Here is a 17,542-nt window from a genome sequence, read left to right on the forward strand (position 1 = left end):
TCTGGATCCTTGATTATGCGCGCGGCTTGCGGGTGTCTGCCCATCCCTACAAGCCCTTGTGCTGCCCGTCGGCCAAAACACCCAGCCGGCGGGTCAATCCGCGCCCGCAGAGATATTCCACTTTACCGAAATTCGGCTTTGGCGTATTCCTGCGCCACCTCATCCCGGTCAGAGGGGCGTATCGCGATCGTCACGAAACGTGGGGTGAGCGGCGGTGGACGCTAGTCACATCGGCGCGACAGGCATCGCAGGGCGGGCAACCGTGAGCGAAGGCCATCGCGCACACGACCGATGTGATCCAGCGTACGGCAAAACCGTGTCGTCCTGGCGCCCGGGGTCTGTGCGCCAAGTCTTGCGGTGATGCGTCGGCCCGACCGGGCACGTGCATCCGAGATCTGCAAGGCGACGGGGGCAATAGTGCATCGCTCCCCGGGGAGAGCACGGCATAAGCCGTCAAACCACTGTGCAGGGAAGGCCGTGTGTTGGGCTTCACCTGTATGCCGCTGTGCAGCCTCTTGTAGCGCAATCTTCGCACAGTGGACCGTGGGTGCCAGCCGGCACCCGGCCTTCCCTGCGCCCTCTGACAAGAGCGCGCGATGCGACGAAGCAAAGCTCGGACGAAACGCGTCGCGAGATTAAAGCGTCATGTCTGCTTTCCAAAAAGCACGCAATTCTCGTCGAAAACGATCGGGATCATAAATGTGCAGGCGCGACCAAACGTCGTCACACGTGCTTGATCTTGCGCAGGAAAATATTGGCGCAATAATGCCGCTCTACCTTGTGATCCGGAATCAACCGGACCAGTCTTGTGGAGGGCGACGAAAGTGTTCGCTCGCGCCGCGGCCTCGGCCGCCGTTATTGTCACTTTGGCCGCGTTTGATGGTGCGGCCGCACAAACGACCAATCAGCCGCCCGATACGATGGCGGCGCGGGTGGAGGCGTGTACGCCCTGCCACGGCAACAAGGGCGAAGGTACCAGCGACGTCTATTTCCCGCGGCTCGCCGGCAAGCCTGCCGGCTATCTCTACAACCAGCTCCTCGCCTTCCGCAGCGGCCGGCGTAAATATCCGCCGATGAACTATCTCCTGGAGTTTCTGCCCGATCCGTACCTGGAGGCGATGGCGGAGTATTTTGCCGGTGAGCATCCGCCGCTGCCGCAGCCGGCGCCGAGCGAGGTCAGCAAGGATGTGCTGGCGCAGGGCGAGTTGCTCGCCACCAGCGGCGATGCCGGCCGCAACATTCCGGCCTGCGTGAGCTGCCATGGTCCGGGACTGACGGGCATGCAGCCCGGCATTCCCGGCCTGCTCGGCCTCCGCGCCGCTTACATCAGCGCCCAGCTCGGCGCCTGGCGCTACGGCAACCGCACGGCAAGGTCGCCCGACTGCATGCAGCTCGTCGCCGGTCATCTGACCGAGGCCGATGTCACCGCCGTTGCCGCCTGGCTCGCGACACGTCCCGCGCCCACCAACCCGGCCCCCGTGCCGAAAGGCACCTACGCGCTGCCGTTCGGCTGCGGCAGCCAGCCCAATTAATGAGGCGGATGATGGGCTCGAGACTGTCGATCACACTCCTCGCCCTCGCCGCGCTCACCACGCTCGCGCAGGGGCAGGACAAATCCCAAGAGAAGAGCAGCGACATCATCGCGCGCGGTGAATATCTCGCGCGCGCCGGCGACTGCACCGCCTGCCACACCGCGCCGGAAGGCCACCTGTTCGCCGGTGGTCGCGCCATGCCGACCCCGTTCGGCACGCTCTACACCTCCAACATCACGCCCGATCCGGAGACCGGGATCGGCAAATGGAGCGCCGATGATTTCTACAAGACCATGCACAGCGGCCGCTTCCCGGATGGCGGGCTGATCTATCCGGCGATGCCGTTTGCGTCCTACACCAAGGTGACCCGCGCCGACAGCGACGCGATCTTCGCCTATCTGCGCTCGATCCCGCCGGTGAACCAGAGGAACAGGCCGCACGACCTCCGCTTCCCCTATGACAACCGCCAGCTCATCCTCGGCTGGCGCACGCTGTTTTTCCGCGAGGGCGAGTTCAAGCCCGACCCGACCAAGTCGGCGGAATGGAATCGCGGCGCTTATCTCGTCGAAGGCCTCGGCCATTGCAGCATGTGCCATTCGCCGATCAACGCGCTCGGCGGCACCTCGCAATCGGATGCCTTCAAGGGCGGCTTGATCCCGATGCAGAACTGGTACGCGCCATCCCTGACCTCCAACCGCGAGGCGGGACTCGGCGATTGGAGCATCAAGGACATCACCGATCTGCTCCAGACCGGCGTTTCGGCGCGGGGCGTGGTCTACGGCCCGATGGCCGAGGTCGTGCACAACAGCCTGCAATATCTCAGCGACGAGGATACCCGCGCGATGGCGGTGTACCTCAAGAGCATCGCAGAGCCCTCGCCTCCGCCGCCGCCAAGCTCGGCGCTGCCGACCACCGAGAGCAGCCTGCTGATCAGCCTCGGCAAAACCGTCTACGACAAGAACTGCGCGAGCTGCCACGGCACGCAGGGCGAAGGCAAGCCGCCGCACTGGCCGCCGCTCGCCAACAACCAGTCGATCGAGATGGAGTCGGCGGTCAACCCGATCCGCATGGTGCTCAATGGCGGTTATCCGCCTGGCACCAAGGGCAACCCGATGCCCTACGGCATGCCGCCTTTCGCCGGGCTGCTCTCCGACAACGAGGTCGCCGCCGTCGTTTCCTACATCCGCACCGCCTGGGGCAATCGCGGTACGCCGGTCTCGGCGCGCGAGGCCAACGAGCTGCGCTCCGCACCGCTGAACTGAGATCCGTCATGATCAATTCCGATCCGCCGACCAGCCCAGCCGCCGCCGACCAGGCCGTCGAGGAGGTCGTGGCGCAAGGCCCCTCCGGCGCGCTTCTGCTCGCCGGCATCGCCACCGCCTGCGTCGTCGCGATGTGGCTCGCCTTCTACCTGTTCGTCTTCCTGCCGCGCGGGCCGCTGCAATGAGCACTGAGGAAACCCATGGAAACGGCAGCGCCAGCGCCGAGGTCGCGGCCCGCGTCGAGCGGCGCTGGGCGACCATCGCCGTGATCATCATCGTGATGATGGCAGTGCTGGCGGCATTCGCCGGCATCCATCGCGCAACCATGCCGCAGCCGCGCGTCGAGACCACCGATCCCTCGCGCATTCATCTGTCCGGCGAGTTCGTCGAGAGCAATCTCGGCAGCGTGCTGGAGGCCAATGGCAATGTGACCGTGCGCGCGATCGGCCAGCAATATTCCTTCACGCCGGCCTGCATCGTGGTGCCCGTGGACACGCCGATCACGCTGCGTGCCACCAGCGCCGACGTCGTGCACGGCATCCTGATCCAGGGCACCAATATCAACACCATGCTGGTGCCGGGCTACATTTCCGAGCAACTGATGCGCTTCGCGAGAACCGGCGACTATCTGATGCCCTGCCAGGAGTTCTGTTCCTTCGGCCATGAGGGCATGTGGGGCAAGGTCAGGGTGATCGACAAGGCCGAGTTCGCGGGTCGTGCGAAGGGTGGCGGGAGGCTGAGCTGTGTTGGTCAATAGAAGGCTCATTCTCGCTCATTTCTGGCTGGCCTTTGCCGTGTTTGGCATCGCGCTGACGCTCGGCGCCTGGCAGATGTTCATCCGCAGCCCGATCGGGACCTGGCTCTCTAACCCTGAGCTCTACTACCGCTCGCTGACCGCCCACGGCACGGTGATGGGCTATGTGTTCCCGACCCTGGTGGCGATGGGTTTTGGCTACGCCATCAGCGAGTCCGCGCTGGAGCAGCGCCTCGTCGGCGTGCGCTGGGCCTGGACCGGCTTCTGGCTGATCGTCATCGGCAGCGTCATGGCGGTGATTCCAGTCGCGTTGGGGCGCGCCTCGGTGCTCTACACCTTCTATCCGCCGCTGATCGGCAACGTCTTCTACTATCTCGGCGTCGTGCTGGTCGTGGTCGGCTCCTGGATCTGGGTCGCGCTAATGGCGGTCAATTTGCGCGTCTGGCGCAAGGCCCATCCCGGCGCGCCGGTGCCGCTCGCCATGTTCGCCAATGTCGCCGGCTCCTATCTGTGGGCCTGGACCGCCGTCGGCGCCGCGCTCGAGCTGCTGCTCCAGATCACTCCCGTCGCGGCCGGGCTGAAGGCGACGATCGATGCCGGCCTCGCCCGCGTCTTCTTCTCCTGGACGCTGCACGCCATCGTCTATTTCTGGCTGATGCCGACCTATATCGCCTATTACACCATCGTGCCGCGCGCGATTGGCGGCCGGGTCTATTCCGACAGCATGGCCCGGATCTCCTTCATCCTGTTCCTGGTGGTGGCGATGCCGATCGGCATGCACCACACCTTTGCCGATCCGATGGTCGGCGCCGGATTCAAGTTCATCCATTCGGCCTTCACGGCGCTGGTCGCGCTGCCGACGCTGCTGACGGTGTTCACGATCTGCGCCTCGGTCGAGATCGCAGCGCGCCTGCGCGGCGGCCGCGGCATGTTCGGCTGGATCAGGGCCCTGCCCTGGGACAATCCGATGATGCTGGCGCTGGCCTTCTCCTTCGTCATGCTCGGCTTCGGCGGCGCCGGCGGCCTCATCAACATGAGCTATCAGCTCGATGCGTCGATCCACAACACGCAGTGGATCACCGGCCATTTCCACCTGATCTTCGGCGGCGCCATCGTGATCATGTACTTTGCGATCGCCTATGATCTGTGGCCGCATCTGACCGGACGCGAGCTGATCGACCTCCGACTGATCCGCACCCAGCTCTGGCTGTGGTTCCTCGGCATGATCGTCACCACGTTCCCGTGGCACTGGGTCGGCATCCTCGGCATGCCGCGCCGCATGGCCTATTTCGACTTCGGCGATCCCGCCATCGCGCCGCAGGCGCTCTCGGTCACCTTCTCCGCAATCGGCGGCTTCATCCTGCTGACCTCAGGCATCCTGTTCCTGGTCATCCTCGCCCGCGGCATGCGCGCACCTCAGGCCGACGCCGGCCCCTATCGCTTTGCGCTGGCCGTGCATCAGCCGGCGACCGTGCCGATTGCGCTCAACACCCACGCGCTGTGGGTGGCGCTGATGATCGCGCTCACCCTCACCAATTACGGCTACCCGATCCTGACGCTCGCGATGACCGAGGGCACGTCAGTGCCGGCCGTCTATGTGGGAGCGCAATGATGAGCGCGCGCGACCTCTTCACCTTCAGCAATCCGCATTTCACGCGAGGCGTTGGCATTACCGCTGCGATTCTGATCGTGACGGCGATTGTGGGCTTCATCGTGCTGCCCTTCGCCCAGCCCTGGGTCCAGTTCGCCAATGTTTGGGACGCGATCTGCAGCGCCGCCGGCGTGCCGCAGCGTGCGGCGAACGTCACAGCGCCTGAACAGGTAAAGCGCCTGTCGGAGGTCGTGCTCACGTCGAATACGCTGTCACGCCCGAGCCAGGAGGCGATCGGCCGCGGCGCCACGCTGGCGCAGCGCTGCGCGATCTGCCACGGCCCCACCGGCATCAGCCGTGCGGACTCGCCGAACCTCGCCGGCCAGTATGCGGCGGTGATCTACAAGGAGCTGCACGATTTCCGTTCGGGCGCCCGCACCAATGCCGTGATGTCGCCCTTTGCCGTCAATCTGACGGATCAGGAGATCGCCGACCTCTCGCTCTACTATGCCTACCTGCCGCGGCTGCCCGCCTATCACCCGACGCCGCAGCTGCCAAAACCGAACATCGTCATCTACGGCGCGCCGATGCGCGGGATCGCGCCCTGTGGCTCCTGTCACGGCAGCCTCGACAACAAGACCGGCAGCCCGTGGCTCGAAGGCCAGTCTGAGGCCTATATGAAGGCGCAGCTCCAGGCCTTCGCCTCCGGCGAGCGCCGCAACGACATCAGCCAGCAGATGCGCAACATCGCCCGCGCGTTGACACCGCAGGAGATCGAGCAGGCCGCGGCGTATTACGCCTCGCAGCCGCCCGATGTGGTGAAGGCGGTGGATTGATCAGGTCGGCGCCAGCTTCGGCCGTCCGTAGATCGCATCGGCCCGCTTCTCGAAGGCGGTCGAGAACCGTGCGAAGGCGGCGTCGAACATCGAGCCCATCAGCATCGCGAGCATGCGGCTCTTGAATTCGTAGGCAAGGAAGAAGCCGACGTCGCAGACGTCTTTGCCGTCTTGCTGGCCTTTGGGCTCGAACGTCCAACGGTTTTCCAGATTCCTGAACGGACCTTGCAGATATTCGACCAGGATCTTCAGATTGGCGCGGTCGAGGGTCACGCGGCTGGTGAAGGATTCCTTGACCAGCTTGAACGACACCGTCATGTCCGCGACCAGCACCTCGGTGCCGTCGGGCTTCGCCATGCGCTGCCGCACCTTCAGCGCGCTGCACAGCGGCACGAATTCCGGATAGCGCTCGACATCGGCGACCAGATCAAACATCTCGGACGCGCTGTGGTTGACGCGGTGCTTGCTCGAAACTCGATGCATGGTACGTCAGCGGGCGTGAGCTGCCCGCGCAGCCTTCAGTCTTGCGAAATCCTCGCCGGCATGATGCGACGAGCGGGTGAGCGGGCTCGCCGACACCATCAGGAATCCCTTGGTGTAGGCGATCTTTTCATAGGACGAGAATTCGTCCGGCGGCACGTAGCGCATCACCGCGTGGTGCTTGCGGGTGGGCTGCAGATATTGCCCGATGGTCAGGAAGTCGACGTCGGCCGAGCGCAGATCGTCCATCACCTGCTGCACCTCGTGGCGCTCCTCGCCGAGGCCGACCATGATGCCGGACTTGGTGAAGATGGTGGCATCGAGCTCCTTGACCCGCTGCAGCAGCCGGATCGAGTGGAAGTAGCGAGCGCCGGGCCGCACCGTGAGATAGCGCGAGGGCACCGTCTCGAGATTGTGGTTGAACACGTCGGGCCTCGCCGCGACGACGACCTCCAGCGCGCCTTCTTTGCGGAGGAAGTCCGGCGTCAGGATCTCGATCGTGGTCGAAGGGCACGCGGCCCGGATCGCGCGGATGGTCTGGGCAAAGTGCTTGGCACCGCCATCGGCGAGGTCGTCGCGGTCGACCGAGGTAATGACGACGTGGGCGAGGCCCAGCTTGGCCACGGCCTCCGCAACGTTCTGCGGCTCGGCCGCATCCAGCGCGTTGGGCAGGCCGGTCTTGACGTTGCAGAACGCGCAGGCCCGGGTGCAGGTGTCACCCATGATCATGAAGGTCGCGTGCTTTTTGTCCCAGCACTCGCCGATATTCGGGCAGCCCGCCTCCTCGCACACCGTATGCAGGCCGTTGGCGCGCACGATGTTGCGGGTGTCGGCGTAGCCGCGGGTGTTGGGCGCGCGCACGCGGATCCAGTCCGGCTTCGGCGGCGAAGCGGAATCGGGGCGATTCACCTTTTCAGGGTGGCGCGGGCGCAGCGGGTTCGAGATGGTATCGACAATAACGACCATAGGGCATCCGGTCTGTTCAGGTCCTACCTAGTCGGTCTGGCCCGGCATCGCAACCCGGCTCGCACCACTTCAGGGAACATGGCAGATATGGGCAATATCCTGCTCTGTTCTCAGGCGATTCTCACCTCGAATGGCTCCAGTCTCGAAACCTTCCACACCCCGGCTTGGCAAGGCCCTGAAGCGTGCCTTTTTCGCGCGCGACGTCCGCGAGGTCGCCCGCGACCTGATCGGAGCGACCATGCTGGTCGACGGCGTCGGCGGGATCATCGTCGAGGTCGAGGCCTATCATCATACCGAGCCGGCGGCGCATTCCTACAACGGCCCGACGCCACGGAACCAGGTGATGTTCGGCCCGCCCGGCTATGCCTATGTCTATCGTTCCTATGGCATCCACTGGTGCGTGAATTTCGTCTGCGAGGACGAAGGTTCTGCCAGCGCCGTCCTGATCCGCGCGCTGGAACCGACTCATGGCTTGGCTGCGATGCGCCGCCGCCGTCATCTCCAGGATTTGCACGCGCTGTGCTCGGGCCCGGGCAAGCTGACGGAGGCGCTCGGCATCACCTTCGCGCACAACATGCTGCCGCTGGACCGGCCGCCGATCGCGCTGCATGCGCGCACGGAGGACCTGGAGGTCACAACCGGCATCCGGATCGGTATCACCAAGGCGGTCGAACTGCCCTGGCGCTATGGCGTCAGGGGCTCGAAGTTTCTGAGCAAGCCGTTTCCGAAGTAGGCCTACGAGGCCAGCTTCAGCCGCTCCAGCGCCTCGAGCAGCTTGGCCTTGCGGGCCAGTGCCGCCTCGCGCTTCTCACGCTCCTCCTCGACGACCTCCTCGGCCGCGTTGGCGACGAACTTCTCGTTCGCCAGCTTGGATTCGGCGCGCTTGATGTCGGCGTCGGCCTTGCCGATCTCCTTGTCGAGACGGGTGCGCTCGGCTGCGACGTCGATCACGCCCTTCAGCGGCAGCGCAGCCACCTCGCCGCGCACAAGGAGCTGAACGGCGCCGTCGGGCGCACGGTCGGCGAAGGAGATGTCCGACAGTCGCGCCATGCGCTTGATGACGTCGGTCCAGCGCGGCGCGCGCTCCTTGGTCTCTGCCGAGGCGCCCGCGAGCACCAGCGCCGTCAGCGTTGCCGGCGGAATGTTCATCTCGGCGCGCACGGAGCGGATCTGCGTCACGAGGTCGATGACCCAGCCGATCTCGGCTTCCGCCTTGGGATCGGTGAAGTCGGCATGGTCGAAGATCGGCATGACCAGGGCCGGCGAGATCAGCGGATCGGTCGGCCCGGCGGCTGCGGCGAGAATCGCAAGCTGCTCCGGCGAAGGCTCAGACGGCTTCAGCGGCCACGGCGCCAGCGCGAGCAGGCCCTCGCGCTTGGCTGTCACCTCCCACAACTCTTCGGTAATGAAGGGCATGAAGGGATGCAGCAGCTTCAGGATCTCGTCCCGCGCCCAGGCGACCATGGCGCGGGTTTCGTCCTTGGCGGGGCTATCGGGGCCAAGCAGCACGGGCTTGGCGAGCTCGACATACCAGTCGCAATAGACGTTCCAGACGAAGCGATAGATCGCGCCGGCAGCGTCGTTGAAGCGATAGGCCTCAATCGCCTCGGTCACCTCGCGCGTGGTGTGCGCGCTCTCATGCGCGATCCAGCGGTTCAGCGTCTCCTTCGCCTTCGCTGGCTCGAAACCGTCGGGCACGGCGCAGTGGTTCATCTCCGCGAAACGGGAGGCGTTCCAGAGCTTGGTCGCGAAATTGCGGTAGCCCTCGACGCGGCTGGTGGCGAGCTTGATGTCGCGGCCCTGCGCCGCCATCGCGGCCAGCGTGAAGCGCAGCGCGTCCGCACCATATTCGTCGATCAGGTTGAGCGGATCGATGACGTTGCCCTTCGACTTCGACATCTTGGCGCCCTTCTCGTCACGGACGAGGGCGTGGATGTAGATCGTCGAGAACGGAATCTCCTTCATGAAGTGCATGCCCATCATCATCATGCGGGCAACCCAGAAGAAGATGATGTCGAAGCCGGTGACCAGCGCATTGGTCGGATAATAGCGCTGCACCTCCGGCGTATCGTCGGGCCAGCCGAGCGTCGAGAACGGCCACAGCGCCGAGGAGAACCAGGTGTCGAGCACGTCCTCGTCGCGCGTGATGAAGCCCTCGCGCTTGTTGCGGTCGAGCGCCATCTCGCGCCCCTGCTCGACCGTGATGACCTCCTGCTCGACGTAATAGCCGAGCGCGTGGCTGATCGCCTCCTCCTCGGTCTCGGCGACGAACACCTTGCCGTCAGGACCATACCAGGCCGGGATCTGATGGCCCCACCACAGCTGGCGCGAGATGCACCAGGGCTGGATGTTCTCCATCCACTCGAAATAGGTCTTTTCCCAGTTCTTGGGCACGAACGAGGTCTCGCCCGAACGCACCGCGGCGATCGCCGGCTTCGCCAGCGTCTTGGCGTCGACGTACCACTGGTCGGTCAGGTACGGCTCGATCACGCTGTTCGAGCGGTCGCCGTGCGGCACCATATGGGTGTGCGGCTCGATGCGCTCGACGAAGCCAAAGGATTCCAGACGCTCGACGATGCGCTTGCGCGCTGCGAAGCGATCGACCTTGTTGAACTCCTCGGCAAATTGCCCAGCGCCTTCCGGCAGGTCGCGCAGGTAATCCTCGTTGTCGAGGAGATCGAGGCAGCCTTCCTTGTCGAGCACGCTGATGCGGCGCAGGCCGTGGCGATTGCCGACCTCGAAATCGTTGAAGTCGTGCGCCGGCGTCACCTTGACCGCGCCCGAGCCCTTCTCGGGATCGGAATACTCATCGGCGACAATTTTGATCTTGCGGCCGACCAGCGGCAGGACGACGTTCTTGCCGACCAGCTTCTGATAGCGCTCGTCCTCGGGATGCACGGCAACGCCGGTATCGCCGAGCATGGTTTCCGGGCGCGTCGTGGCGACGACGATGAAGGTCGTGGGATCCTCGGGGCTGAACGTCTTGCCCTCGATCGGATAGCGCAGATACCAGAGGCTGCCCTTGACCTCGGTCTGCTGCACTTCGAGATCGGAGATCGCGGTCAAGAGCTTGGTGTCCCAGTTCACCAGCCGCTTGTCCTTGTAGATCAAGCCGTCTCGGTGCAGCTCGACGAACACCTTGACGACGGCCTTCGACAGGCCCTCGTCCATGGTGAAGCGCTCGCGCGACCAGTCGCAGGATGCGCCGAGCCGCTTGAGCTGGTTGATGATGGTGTCGCCGCTCTCGGCCTTCCACTGCCAGACCCGCTCCAGAAACTTCTCGCGGCCCATCTCGCGGCGGCCCGGCTGCTGGCGCTCCATCAGCTGCCGCTCGACCACCATCTGGGTGGCGATGCCGGCATGGTCGGTGCCGGGCTGCCACAGCACGTCGCGGCCGCGCATGCGCTCGAACCGGCACAGGATGTCCTGGAGCGTGTTGTTGAGGGCGTGGCCCATGTGCAGCGAGCCCGTCACGTTCGGCGGCGGGATCACAATGGTGAATGGCACTGTGTCTCGGCGGTCGGGACGGCCGGCCTTGAAGGCACGGCTGTCCTCCCACACCACGGACATGCGGGCTTCGATATCGGCGGGCTGGTAATTTTTCTCGATCATGGGGCTGCTAGAAAGCCGCGCGCGGGGGCCAAGTCAACGAAAAGGTCAGGGGAAAACGAGGCGGCTACAGCGCTTTCCGGCCCGGTCGGATGGCCGAATATTACCCGCAAGCGGGGCTTTATGAGGGCCTGGCGGCCGGCTTTACCTGCCGCCGCGCGAGACGCGCTCGATTTCGGCCTTCACGATGCGTTCAACCAGGCCCGGCAGGTTGTCGTCGAGCCAGGACTTCAGCATCGGACGCAGCATCTCCTTGACCAGATCCTCCAGGGTCCGCGCATTGCTGCTGAGGACCGTATGGGCCAGGGAGTTGAAGGCGGATTCGACCGCGGAGACGGTCGATTGCGCCAGAATCGGCTGCTGCGGCGGCAGCGGCGGGGCATCGAAGTCGACCGGCGCGTAGGACGGCGGAGGCGTCGGACGTGGTGGCGGCGATTCGGCGAATTCGAGATCGTCGCGCGGCTCGACCTTGCGGAAGCTCGGTGGCGGCGGAGGCGGTGTCGGCGCCGGGTCCATCGCCATCTCGTCGGTCAATTCGAGTACGTCCGGCTCAGGCTCGGGCTCCGGCTCTGGAGCACGGACCTCGGGCGCAGGCGTCGCCGCATCGAGCCCGGCCAGCAGCGCGTCGATATCGTCCTGGCTGTTCGGTCCGGCATCCGCGGCGGGCGCGGGCGGCGGCGGTGCCGGAGCCGGCTTCGCAGCCGGAGGTGGTGCGGGCTTCTCGGTGGCGGGTTTTGGCGGTGCGACCTTGGATGGCGGAATGTCATTCATCGGCTTCGGCGGCGGCGCGGCGGGCGCTGCAGCCTTCTCGGGCTTCGCAGCTTCGGCCGGCGGCGGCTTGGCCTCATCGTCGGCAATGATGCGCCGGATCGAGGCCAGAATCTCCTCCATGGAGGGTTCTGTGACCTTTGCAGGCTGCGTCATCTCCGACTCCACATCATCAACGCCCTCGCATGCGTTGTTTTACACCAAGCACGACAGGATTGGCCGGTTCCGCGACGAGCCCCCCGACATTTTCGCCGCGGCAGACCGACTTGTCCCCAGATCACGGCTCAACGTGCGACGGTGCGCCCCTGCCCTCGGCACTCAAGCTTTACGCATACGACATCAGTTGCGGAGCGAATCGATCCGCATCTTCATGGCAAGGCTATGTCAGGGATTTTGGTGATTGCAAGCAAAGCACCGGTCGGCCGCAATTGTTCGCGAGGCCGACCGGATGACTACGGGACTTCAGCGACCGTCAGGCGTACGTACGCCGCCCCAGCTGTCGCGGACCTGATGGTAGTGAACGCTGGCATCGTAGACCGTGGTCGCAAGACCGAGCACCTGGGGCGCCAGGCGGCCGACGGCGGCGAGGACGTTATAGGATGCCACCACGCGGTCGTGCTGCGCGGTCACCAATGCGACGCGCGCATTGACCAGCGCCTGCTGCGCATTGAGCACGTCGAGCGTGGTGCGCTGACCGGCCTTGGCTTCCTCGCGCACACCGTTGAGTGCGATCTCGGATGCCGTCACCTGCGCCTGCGCGGACTGCACCTGGGCCTTGCCGGCCTGCAACGTCCCCCAGAACTGCACCACGTTCGCACGAGTCTGGTCGCGCGTGGTTTCAAGGTTGAGACGCTGCTGCGCCAGGTTTTCCTTGGATTGGCGGATCAGCGAATATTCGCTACCGCCCTGATAAATCGGCACCGAGACCTGCGCGATCGCGGATGCGTTGAACGAGCGCAACTGAATCAAGGACTGTTCGTTGGACTGCGTGGCCGATGCCTGGATCGTAACCGTCGGCAGCAACGCACCTTCAGCGACTTTGACCTGCAAGAAATTGACGTCGATGCCATACATTGCGGCCGTGACGTTGGGATGCTCGACCAAGCCGAGCTCGACGGCCGAAGCGAGCGTTGCCGGCAGGAAGCGGTCGACCGGCGAGCCCGGTGCGAGGTTCGTCGGCTCGTTGCCGATGATGCGGCGGAAGTTCGCCCGCGTCGTGGTGAGATTCGCCTCCGCGGTGAGCGCCTGCGTCTTGCCGGCAGCCAGTTGCGCTTCCGATTGCGCGACGTCGGTGCGCGTCACTTCGCCGACGTTGAAACGATCACGGGTCTGCTTCAGCGTCTGCTCGAGCACGCGCACGTTGCTGCGCTGGACTTCCAGCGTGGCGGAATCGCGCAGATAATCCATGTAGGTCGTGGCGGCCTGGAGCAGCACGGTTTGATCGAGGCTGCGCAGCGCTTCGCGGGCACCGGATACCTGACTCTCCGCCGCCCGCGTTCGGTTGGCAGTCTGGTTGCCATTGTAGAGCGTCTGCGAAGCGGTAATTCCAGCGCTGCGAGGCAACACGGATCCGTGGATTGAGTTACTCCCCACGCCACTCTGCAAATCCGTATATTGATAGCCACCGCTGGCAGTCAGCGCGACCTTGGGCCGATAGCCGGACAAAGCCTGCGGCACGTTCTCGTCGGTCGAGCGCACCTGGGCGCGCTGTGCGTTGAGCTGCGGATTGTTCTGATAGGCGCGCACCAAGGCGGCCTCGATCGTATCCGCCAAGGCAGGCGTCGGCCCGGCCAGTGCCAGCAGCAGGACCGAAACCGCAGCTCCGGTGAAGAGCTTCACCCCATGCATCCCAAAATTTCCGTTCATTCTAACGCCCGGCTCGTGCCCGCGAGCTGGGTTTCCGCCTATCGAGTGGAGTCGTTGCCCCGCCGCAACATAGGACGCGAATTGGCGCGGCGGAACTACCTCAAGGCAGTTCCCGGTGGAAACTCTTCACGTGCAGCATCCCGGCCACACTTCTGATTCAGAACGGGATTTTAACGGGCTTTGGGCCGTCAGAAGACGAAGGCGGCGGCCCGTTCCAGCCCGGGAAGGACCGGAGCTGTGGCGTCGAACAGCGCCCGATGGCCGAATTCCCCGTGTGTACGGGTCACGATCATCGCCCGCGGCGGCCGCGATTCGGCTGATACCCCCACCAGACGCCCGCCCTCCTTGAGCTGCCCGAACAGCCCGTCCGGCGTCACCTCGGCGGCGCCATTGAGGATGATCACATCATACGGGGCGGCAGACGGATCGCCCGCAGTGCAGGGAGCGGCCTTGCAGGTGACATTGGCAAGCCCAAGGGTGGCAAAGGCCTCCTTGGCCTTCGTGGCCAGGGCCGAATCGCATTCCGTCGCGCTGACCTGACGCGCCAGCTTGGCCGCCAGCGCGGCGAGATAGCCCGTGGCGCAGCCGACGACCAGGACGCTGTCGCCCTCGCCGATCTCGGCGGCCTGGAGCAGTTTTCCAGTCAGCTGCGGCTTGATCAGGAACCGCTTGGTAGCGCCCTCGCTCACATCGAGGTCGAGGTCGAGATAGGCCAACGCCTGCCGGCTCGCCGGCACGAAGGCCTCGCGCGGAACCGTGAGCATGGCATCGAGAATTCGGCGATCGGTGACGTCATTGGTGCGCACCTGGCCATCGACCATTTTGAGGCGCGCGGTCGAGAAACCGGACATTTGCGGACCCTGAAATGCGGACGATGCCGCGGACGGAAGTTGGCGGCATCTTTGGAACATGCCCGGCGAAAACGCAACATGGCCGTTGGCCTTGGCCGGCCAAGGCTGCCGTAACTCGCCGCATCAGGGAAAAGGACGAACTATTCGATCGTCACCGCGAGGCGGCCGATCAGAGCGGCGACCTCATCCAGCCGCGCCGAATCGGGGGTCTCGACCGCACGCTTGAGGCAGGCGAGGCATTCGTCGTCGCTGAGCTCGGGAACGTCGGCCGGCAGAATCGAGGGAGCCAGTTGGGCGCGGTCGATCTGGATGTCGGGCATGGGAATCAGCTCCGTAAGAGTCCGGCTCTGCAAAGCTCGATTTGAATTAAGTCGATTTGGTGCCGTCCCGACGGCTGCGATGGCGCTGCCGGACACAACCGCTTGAACGCGATTCTGCGGCGATCGGGCACGCCAGGTCTTCAGGGACGACTTGAGCGACATCGCGCGTCGCATCAGCGAACGCTCACAAGTCAATGAATCTACAGCGGAACTTGGCTCCCCGGGCTGGATTCGAACCAGCGACCATCCGATTAACAGTCGGATGCTCTACCGCTGAGCTACCGAGGAAAAGGGCGAACTGTCGTCCGCGCGCGGGTGCGTATAACAAAGCTGGTTGCGCTTGCAAAGGACGAATTCGTCATCTTCCGCAACGCATCCGAGGAAAGGCCGAGGCCGGCCCCTCCTCCGGGCCATGTGCCGAACGAAAACTATTCGGCGACGAACGACGTGGTCTTGGTGCCGGAGTCGTAGCGCAGCCGGAGCGCGGTGAACTTGCAGAGGTTGACGTTCTTCCAGAGCACCGCCTCGTCATAGTTCTGCCAGTCGACGCGGATGTTCCAGACACACCCCTCATCATCATCATCGAACTCGACATAGGTGCTCGCCTGGTTCTGCAAAACCTTGTCGAGCTCGTTCTCCCATTCGTCCAGGCCATCGTCCGGCGCGTTGAAGCCGAGGAATTTGATGGCATAGCCGGTCTCGTTGACGACGGTGACGTTGCGGGCGTCGGCAGCAAACGACGCCGTGGCTGCGATCGAAAGACCGATCGCGATCAGTCCGGACAGAAAATACTTCATGTGAAATGCTCCCGATCGAAACAGGCTGGAAGCGCCTGACGTCGATCGGCGCAGGCGCCGCGGCAACGAACGGCGTTGCCTCAAAGAGTTGTCCGGAGTGCGATCGACGGATTCAACACGCGATCGATCCGCACTCCGGGACGTTGCGCGACGCGAGACGCGCAACGAGCCTGTTCTTATCGTTTCGAATTCTCAGCAGCAATGAACCGTCATTCATAGATCGGCGCTGTTTGTCTTCTCCGGCGCGGGCACCGGCACTGCGGCGCCGTTGCTCTTGCCGGTCACGGCGCCGACCAGCGCCTTCACGGGATCATCGCCCGGCGCAAAGCCGCTCTGGCGCAGGATCTCGTCGATCATCGGACGCAGCGCGTGCACCTTGAGCAGCTCGCCGGCAAGGCCTTCGCCGAAGCCGACATTGCCGCTACCTGCGCCATTGCCGCCGAACGCACCGCCGGTGTGCAGGATGCGGACGTCCTTGAGGTTGGCGATCGGCTTCACCATCTCGGCGAGTGCCGAGGGCATGGTCTCGATCCGCTTCTTGGCGATCTCGAAATCGATGACGTTGCTGCCGAGCTTGTTCTGCGCCTCGTTCTTCATGGTGATGACGGCAGCTTCCGCCTCGCCGATGTTGCGGACACCGACCGCCTTGATCTTGTTGGACTCGGCTTCCGCTGTGGCCAGCGTCTTGACGGCCTCGGCGCGATCGAGCGAGGCCTTCTTCTCGGCTTCGGCCGCGACGATCAGCTCGGTCGATTTGCGCTCGGCCTCGGTGCGCGCAGCGAGCACCTGGGTGAGACGGGCGCGATCGGCGACCTCGACGGCGCGCGCGGTGACGACCTTTTCCTCCGCAGAGACGGCAATTGCTTCGGCGGTCTTGGCCTCGGCCACGGCTTCCGAGGTCTGTTTGCTCTTGGCGGCAATCTGGATTTCGTTCTCCTGCGTCGCGATCTGGATTTCGCGTTGTGCGTCGGTCTTGCGCTTGTTGATCGCCAGATCCGACTCGATCACAGCGGTTTCCTTGACCTGCTTGGCACCAGCTTCCTTCTCGGCGACCGCGCGGTCGGTATCGATACGGGCGTTCTCCTCGGTCAGGCGTGCCGTCTGCGTGGCGGTTGCGACCTCGGCGCGAGTGCTCGCGGTCTTGTTGGCGATGTCGCGTTCCTGCGACAGCTCGGCCTCCTTCTTGGTCCGCTCGATCCCGAGCGTCTGCTGCCGCGCCTCGAGGTCCTTTTGCGCAATCGCCACCTCGTTGTCGCGCACGATGGCGTTGCGGTCGCGCCGGCGGGTCTCGGTGACGGTCTTGAGCTGGGTCAGACCTTCGGCGTCGAAGAAATTCTCCGGGTTGAAGAATTTGACGTCGGTCTGGTCGAGTTTCGTCAGCGACACCGATTCAAGTTCGAGCCCGTTCGATTTCACGTCGGACTCAACTGTTGACTGCACGTGCTTGACGAAGTCCGAGCGCTTCTCCTGAAGCTCGAGAATGCTCATGGTCGCGGCCACAGAGCGCAGGCCGTCGACGAATTTCGCCTCGACCTGGTTGCGCAGGGCTTCCGCATCATTGGTCAGCGCGCCCAGGGTCTGGCTCGCGAGCGCAATGCTCTCTTCATCGGGGCGGACGCGGACGTAGAATTCGGCGACGATGTCGACGCGGAGGCGGTCCTTGGTGATCAGGGATTCCCGCTCCTTGCGCTCGACGGTGAGCCGCAGCGTCTTCAGGTTGACGCTGGCATAGGAGTGGAAGATCGGCAGGATCATGGCGCCGCCGTCGAGCACGACCTTCTTGCCGCCGAGGCCAGTACGCACAAAGGCCTCGTCACGCGTGGCGCGTTTGTAGAGAATGGTGAAGACGATCCCGAGGACGACGATCAGCGCGACGCCGATCATGGCCGGGACTGCGATGTCGAACATGA

The 17,542-nt window shown here is 64.6% G+C and carries 16 protein-coding genes and 1 tRNA gene; 7 read left to right on the plus strand and 10 right to left on the minus strand.

What is annotated here, in order from left to right; translation table 11 throughout:
• Positions 1 to 824 precede the first annotated feature (824 nt).
• The 6 genes from JQ635_RS00875 to JQ635_RS00900 are packed head-to-tail and all read left to right on the plus strand — an operon-like array spanning position 825 to position 5,975.
• On the plus strand, positions 825 to 1,532 hold the full coding sequence (locus JQ635_RS00875) for a c-type cytochrome (protein WP_211408003.1): 708 nt from the start codon (positions 825 to 827) through the stop codon (positions 1,530 to 1,532).
• 11 nt (positions 1,533 to 1,543) lie between these two features.
• The gene (locus JQ635_RS00880; protein WP_211408004.1) at positions 1,544 to 2,794 is read left to right on the plus strand and encodes a cytochrome c; all 1,251 of its coding nucleotides are present in this window, start codon (positions 1,544 to 1,546) and stop codon (positions 2,792 to 2,794) included.
• 8 nt (positions 2,795 to 2,802) lie between these two features.
• Positions 2,803 to 2,979 carry a hypothetical protein gene (locus tag JQ635_RS00885; RefSeq protein ID WP_198964245.1) on the plus strand — a complete coding sequence of 59 codons (177 nt, stop codon included), beginning with the start codon at positions 2,803 to 2,805 and terminating at the stop codon, positions 2,977 to 2,979.
• Positions 2,976 to 3,551: a cytochrome C oxidase subunit II gene (locus JQ635_RS00890; protein WP_211408005.1), complete on the plus strand. Its 576-nt coding sequence runs from the start codon at positions 2,976 to 2,978 to the stop codon at positions 3,549 to 3,551. Before JQ635_RS00885 ends, JQ635_RS00890 begins: the two co-directional genes overlap by 4 nt.
• Positions 3,538 to 5,160, plus strand: a complete 1,623-nt coding sequence (locus JQ635_RS00895; protein ID WP_211408006.1) for a b(o/a)3-type cytochrome-c oxidase subunit 1 — start codon at positions 3,538 to 3,540, stop codon at positions 5,158 to 5,160. The genes JQ635_RS00890 and JQ635_RS00895 overlap by 14 nt, the downstream gene beginning before the upstream one ends.
• Positions 5,160 to 5,975 carry a c-type cytochrome gene (locus tag JQ635_RS00900; RefSeq protein WP_211408007.1) on the plus strand — a complete coding sequence of 272 codons (816 nt, stop codon included), beginning with the start codon at positions 5,160 to 5,162 and terminating at the stop codon, positions 5,973 to 5,975. The genes JQ635_RS00895 and JQ635_RS00900 overlap by 1 nt, the downstream gene beginning before the upstream one ends.
• On the opposite strand, the gene JQ635_RS00905 is transcribed toward JQ635_RS00900, so the two are convergent.
• Together JQ635_RS00905 and lipA are read right to left on the minus strand one after the other, a co-directional pair.
• Positions 5,976 to 6,458: a type II toxin-antitoxin system RatA family toxin gene (locus JQ635_RS00905; RefSeq protein ID WP_211408008.1), complete on the minus strand. Its 483-nt coding sequence runs from the start codon at positions 6,456 to 6,458 to the stop codon at positions 5,976 to 5,978.
• A gap of 6 nt (positions 6,459 to 6,464) precedes the next feature.
• Positions 6,465 to 7,421: a lipoyl synthase gene (lipA, locus tag JQ635_RS00910; RefSeq protein WP_211408009.1), complete on the minus strand. Its 957-nt coding sequence runs from the start codon at positions 7,419 to 7,421 to the stop codon at positions 6,465 to 6,467.
• 130 nt (positions 7,422 to 7,551) lie between these two features.
• On the opposite strand from lipA, the gene JQ635_RS00915 reads away from it, so the two are divergent.
• Entirely contained in the window at positions 7,552 to 8,154 is a 603-nt protein-coding gene (locus JQ635_RS00915; protein WP_211408010.1) for a DNA-3-methyladenine glycosylase, read from the plus strand.
• A gap of 2 nt (positions 8,155 to 8,156) precedes the next feature.
• Here the strand turns inward: JQ635_RS00915 and JQ635_RS00920 are convergent, their stop codons facing one another.
• From JQ635_RS00920 to JQ635_RS00955, 8 genes are all read right to left on the minus strand, one after another.
• Complete coding sequence (locus JQ635_RS00920; protein WP_211408011.1) at positions 8,157 to 11,033, minus strand: valine--tRNA ligase; 2,877 nt, start codon at positions 11,031 to 11,033, stop codon at positions 8,157 to 8,159.
• A gap of 141 nt (positions 11,034 to 11,174) precedes the next feature.
• Entirely contained in the window at positions 11,175 to 11,954 is a 780-nt protein-coding gene (locus tag JQ635_RS00925) for a PopZ family protein (protein ID WP_211408012.1), read from the minus strand.
• A gap of 306 nt (positions 11,955 to 12,260) precedes the next feature.
• Positions 12,261 to 13,646: a TolC family outer membrane protein gene (locus JQ635_RS00930; RefSeq protein WP_211408013.1), complete on the minus strand. Its 1,386-nt coding sequence runs from the start codon at positions 13,644 to 13,646 to the stop codon at positions 12,261 to 12,263.
• Positions 13,647 to 13,852: 206 nt separating this feature from the next.
• Complete coding sequence (locus JQ635_RS00935) at positions 13,853 to 14,515, minus strand: protein-L-isoaspartate O-methyltransferase family protein (RefSeq protein ID WP_211408014.1); 663 nt, start codon at positions 14,513 to 14,515, stop codon at positions 13,853 to 13,855.
• A gap of 140 nt (positions 14,516 to 14,655) precedes the next feature.
• A complete protein-coding gene (locus tag JQ635_RS00940) occupies positions 14,656 to 14,835 on the minus strand; it encodes a hypothetical protein (RefSeq protein ID WP_211408015.1) in 180 nt (59 codons plus the stop codon).
• Between the two features lie 213 nt (positions 14,836 to 15,048).
• Positions 15,049 to 15,123: transfer RNA gene (locus JQ635_RS00945), tRNA-Asn, on the minus strand.
• Between the two features lie 140 nt (positions 15,124 to 15,263).
• Entirely contained in the window at positions 15,264 to 15,632 is a 369-nt protein-coding gene (locus tag JQ635_RS00950; protein ID WP_211408016.1) for a hypothetical protein, read from the minus strand.
• 213 nt (positions 15,633 to 15,845) lie between these two features.
• On the minus strand, positions 15,846 to 17,540 hold the full coding sequence (locus tag JQ635_RS00955) for a flotillin family protein (protein WP_211408017.1): 1,695 nt from the start codon (positions 17,538 to 17,540) through the stop codon (positions 15,846 to 15,848).
• Between the last annotated feature and the right edge of the window lie 2 nt (positions 17,541 to 17,542).

The sequence above is a fragment of the Bradyrhizobium iriomotense genome (assembly GCF_018130765.1).
Taxonomy (GTDB): Bacteria; Pseudomonadota; Alphaproteobacteria; order Rhizobiales; family Xanthobacteraceae; genus Bradyrhizobium; species Bradyrhizobium iriomotense_A.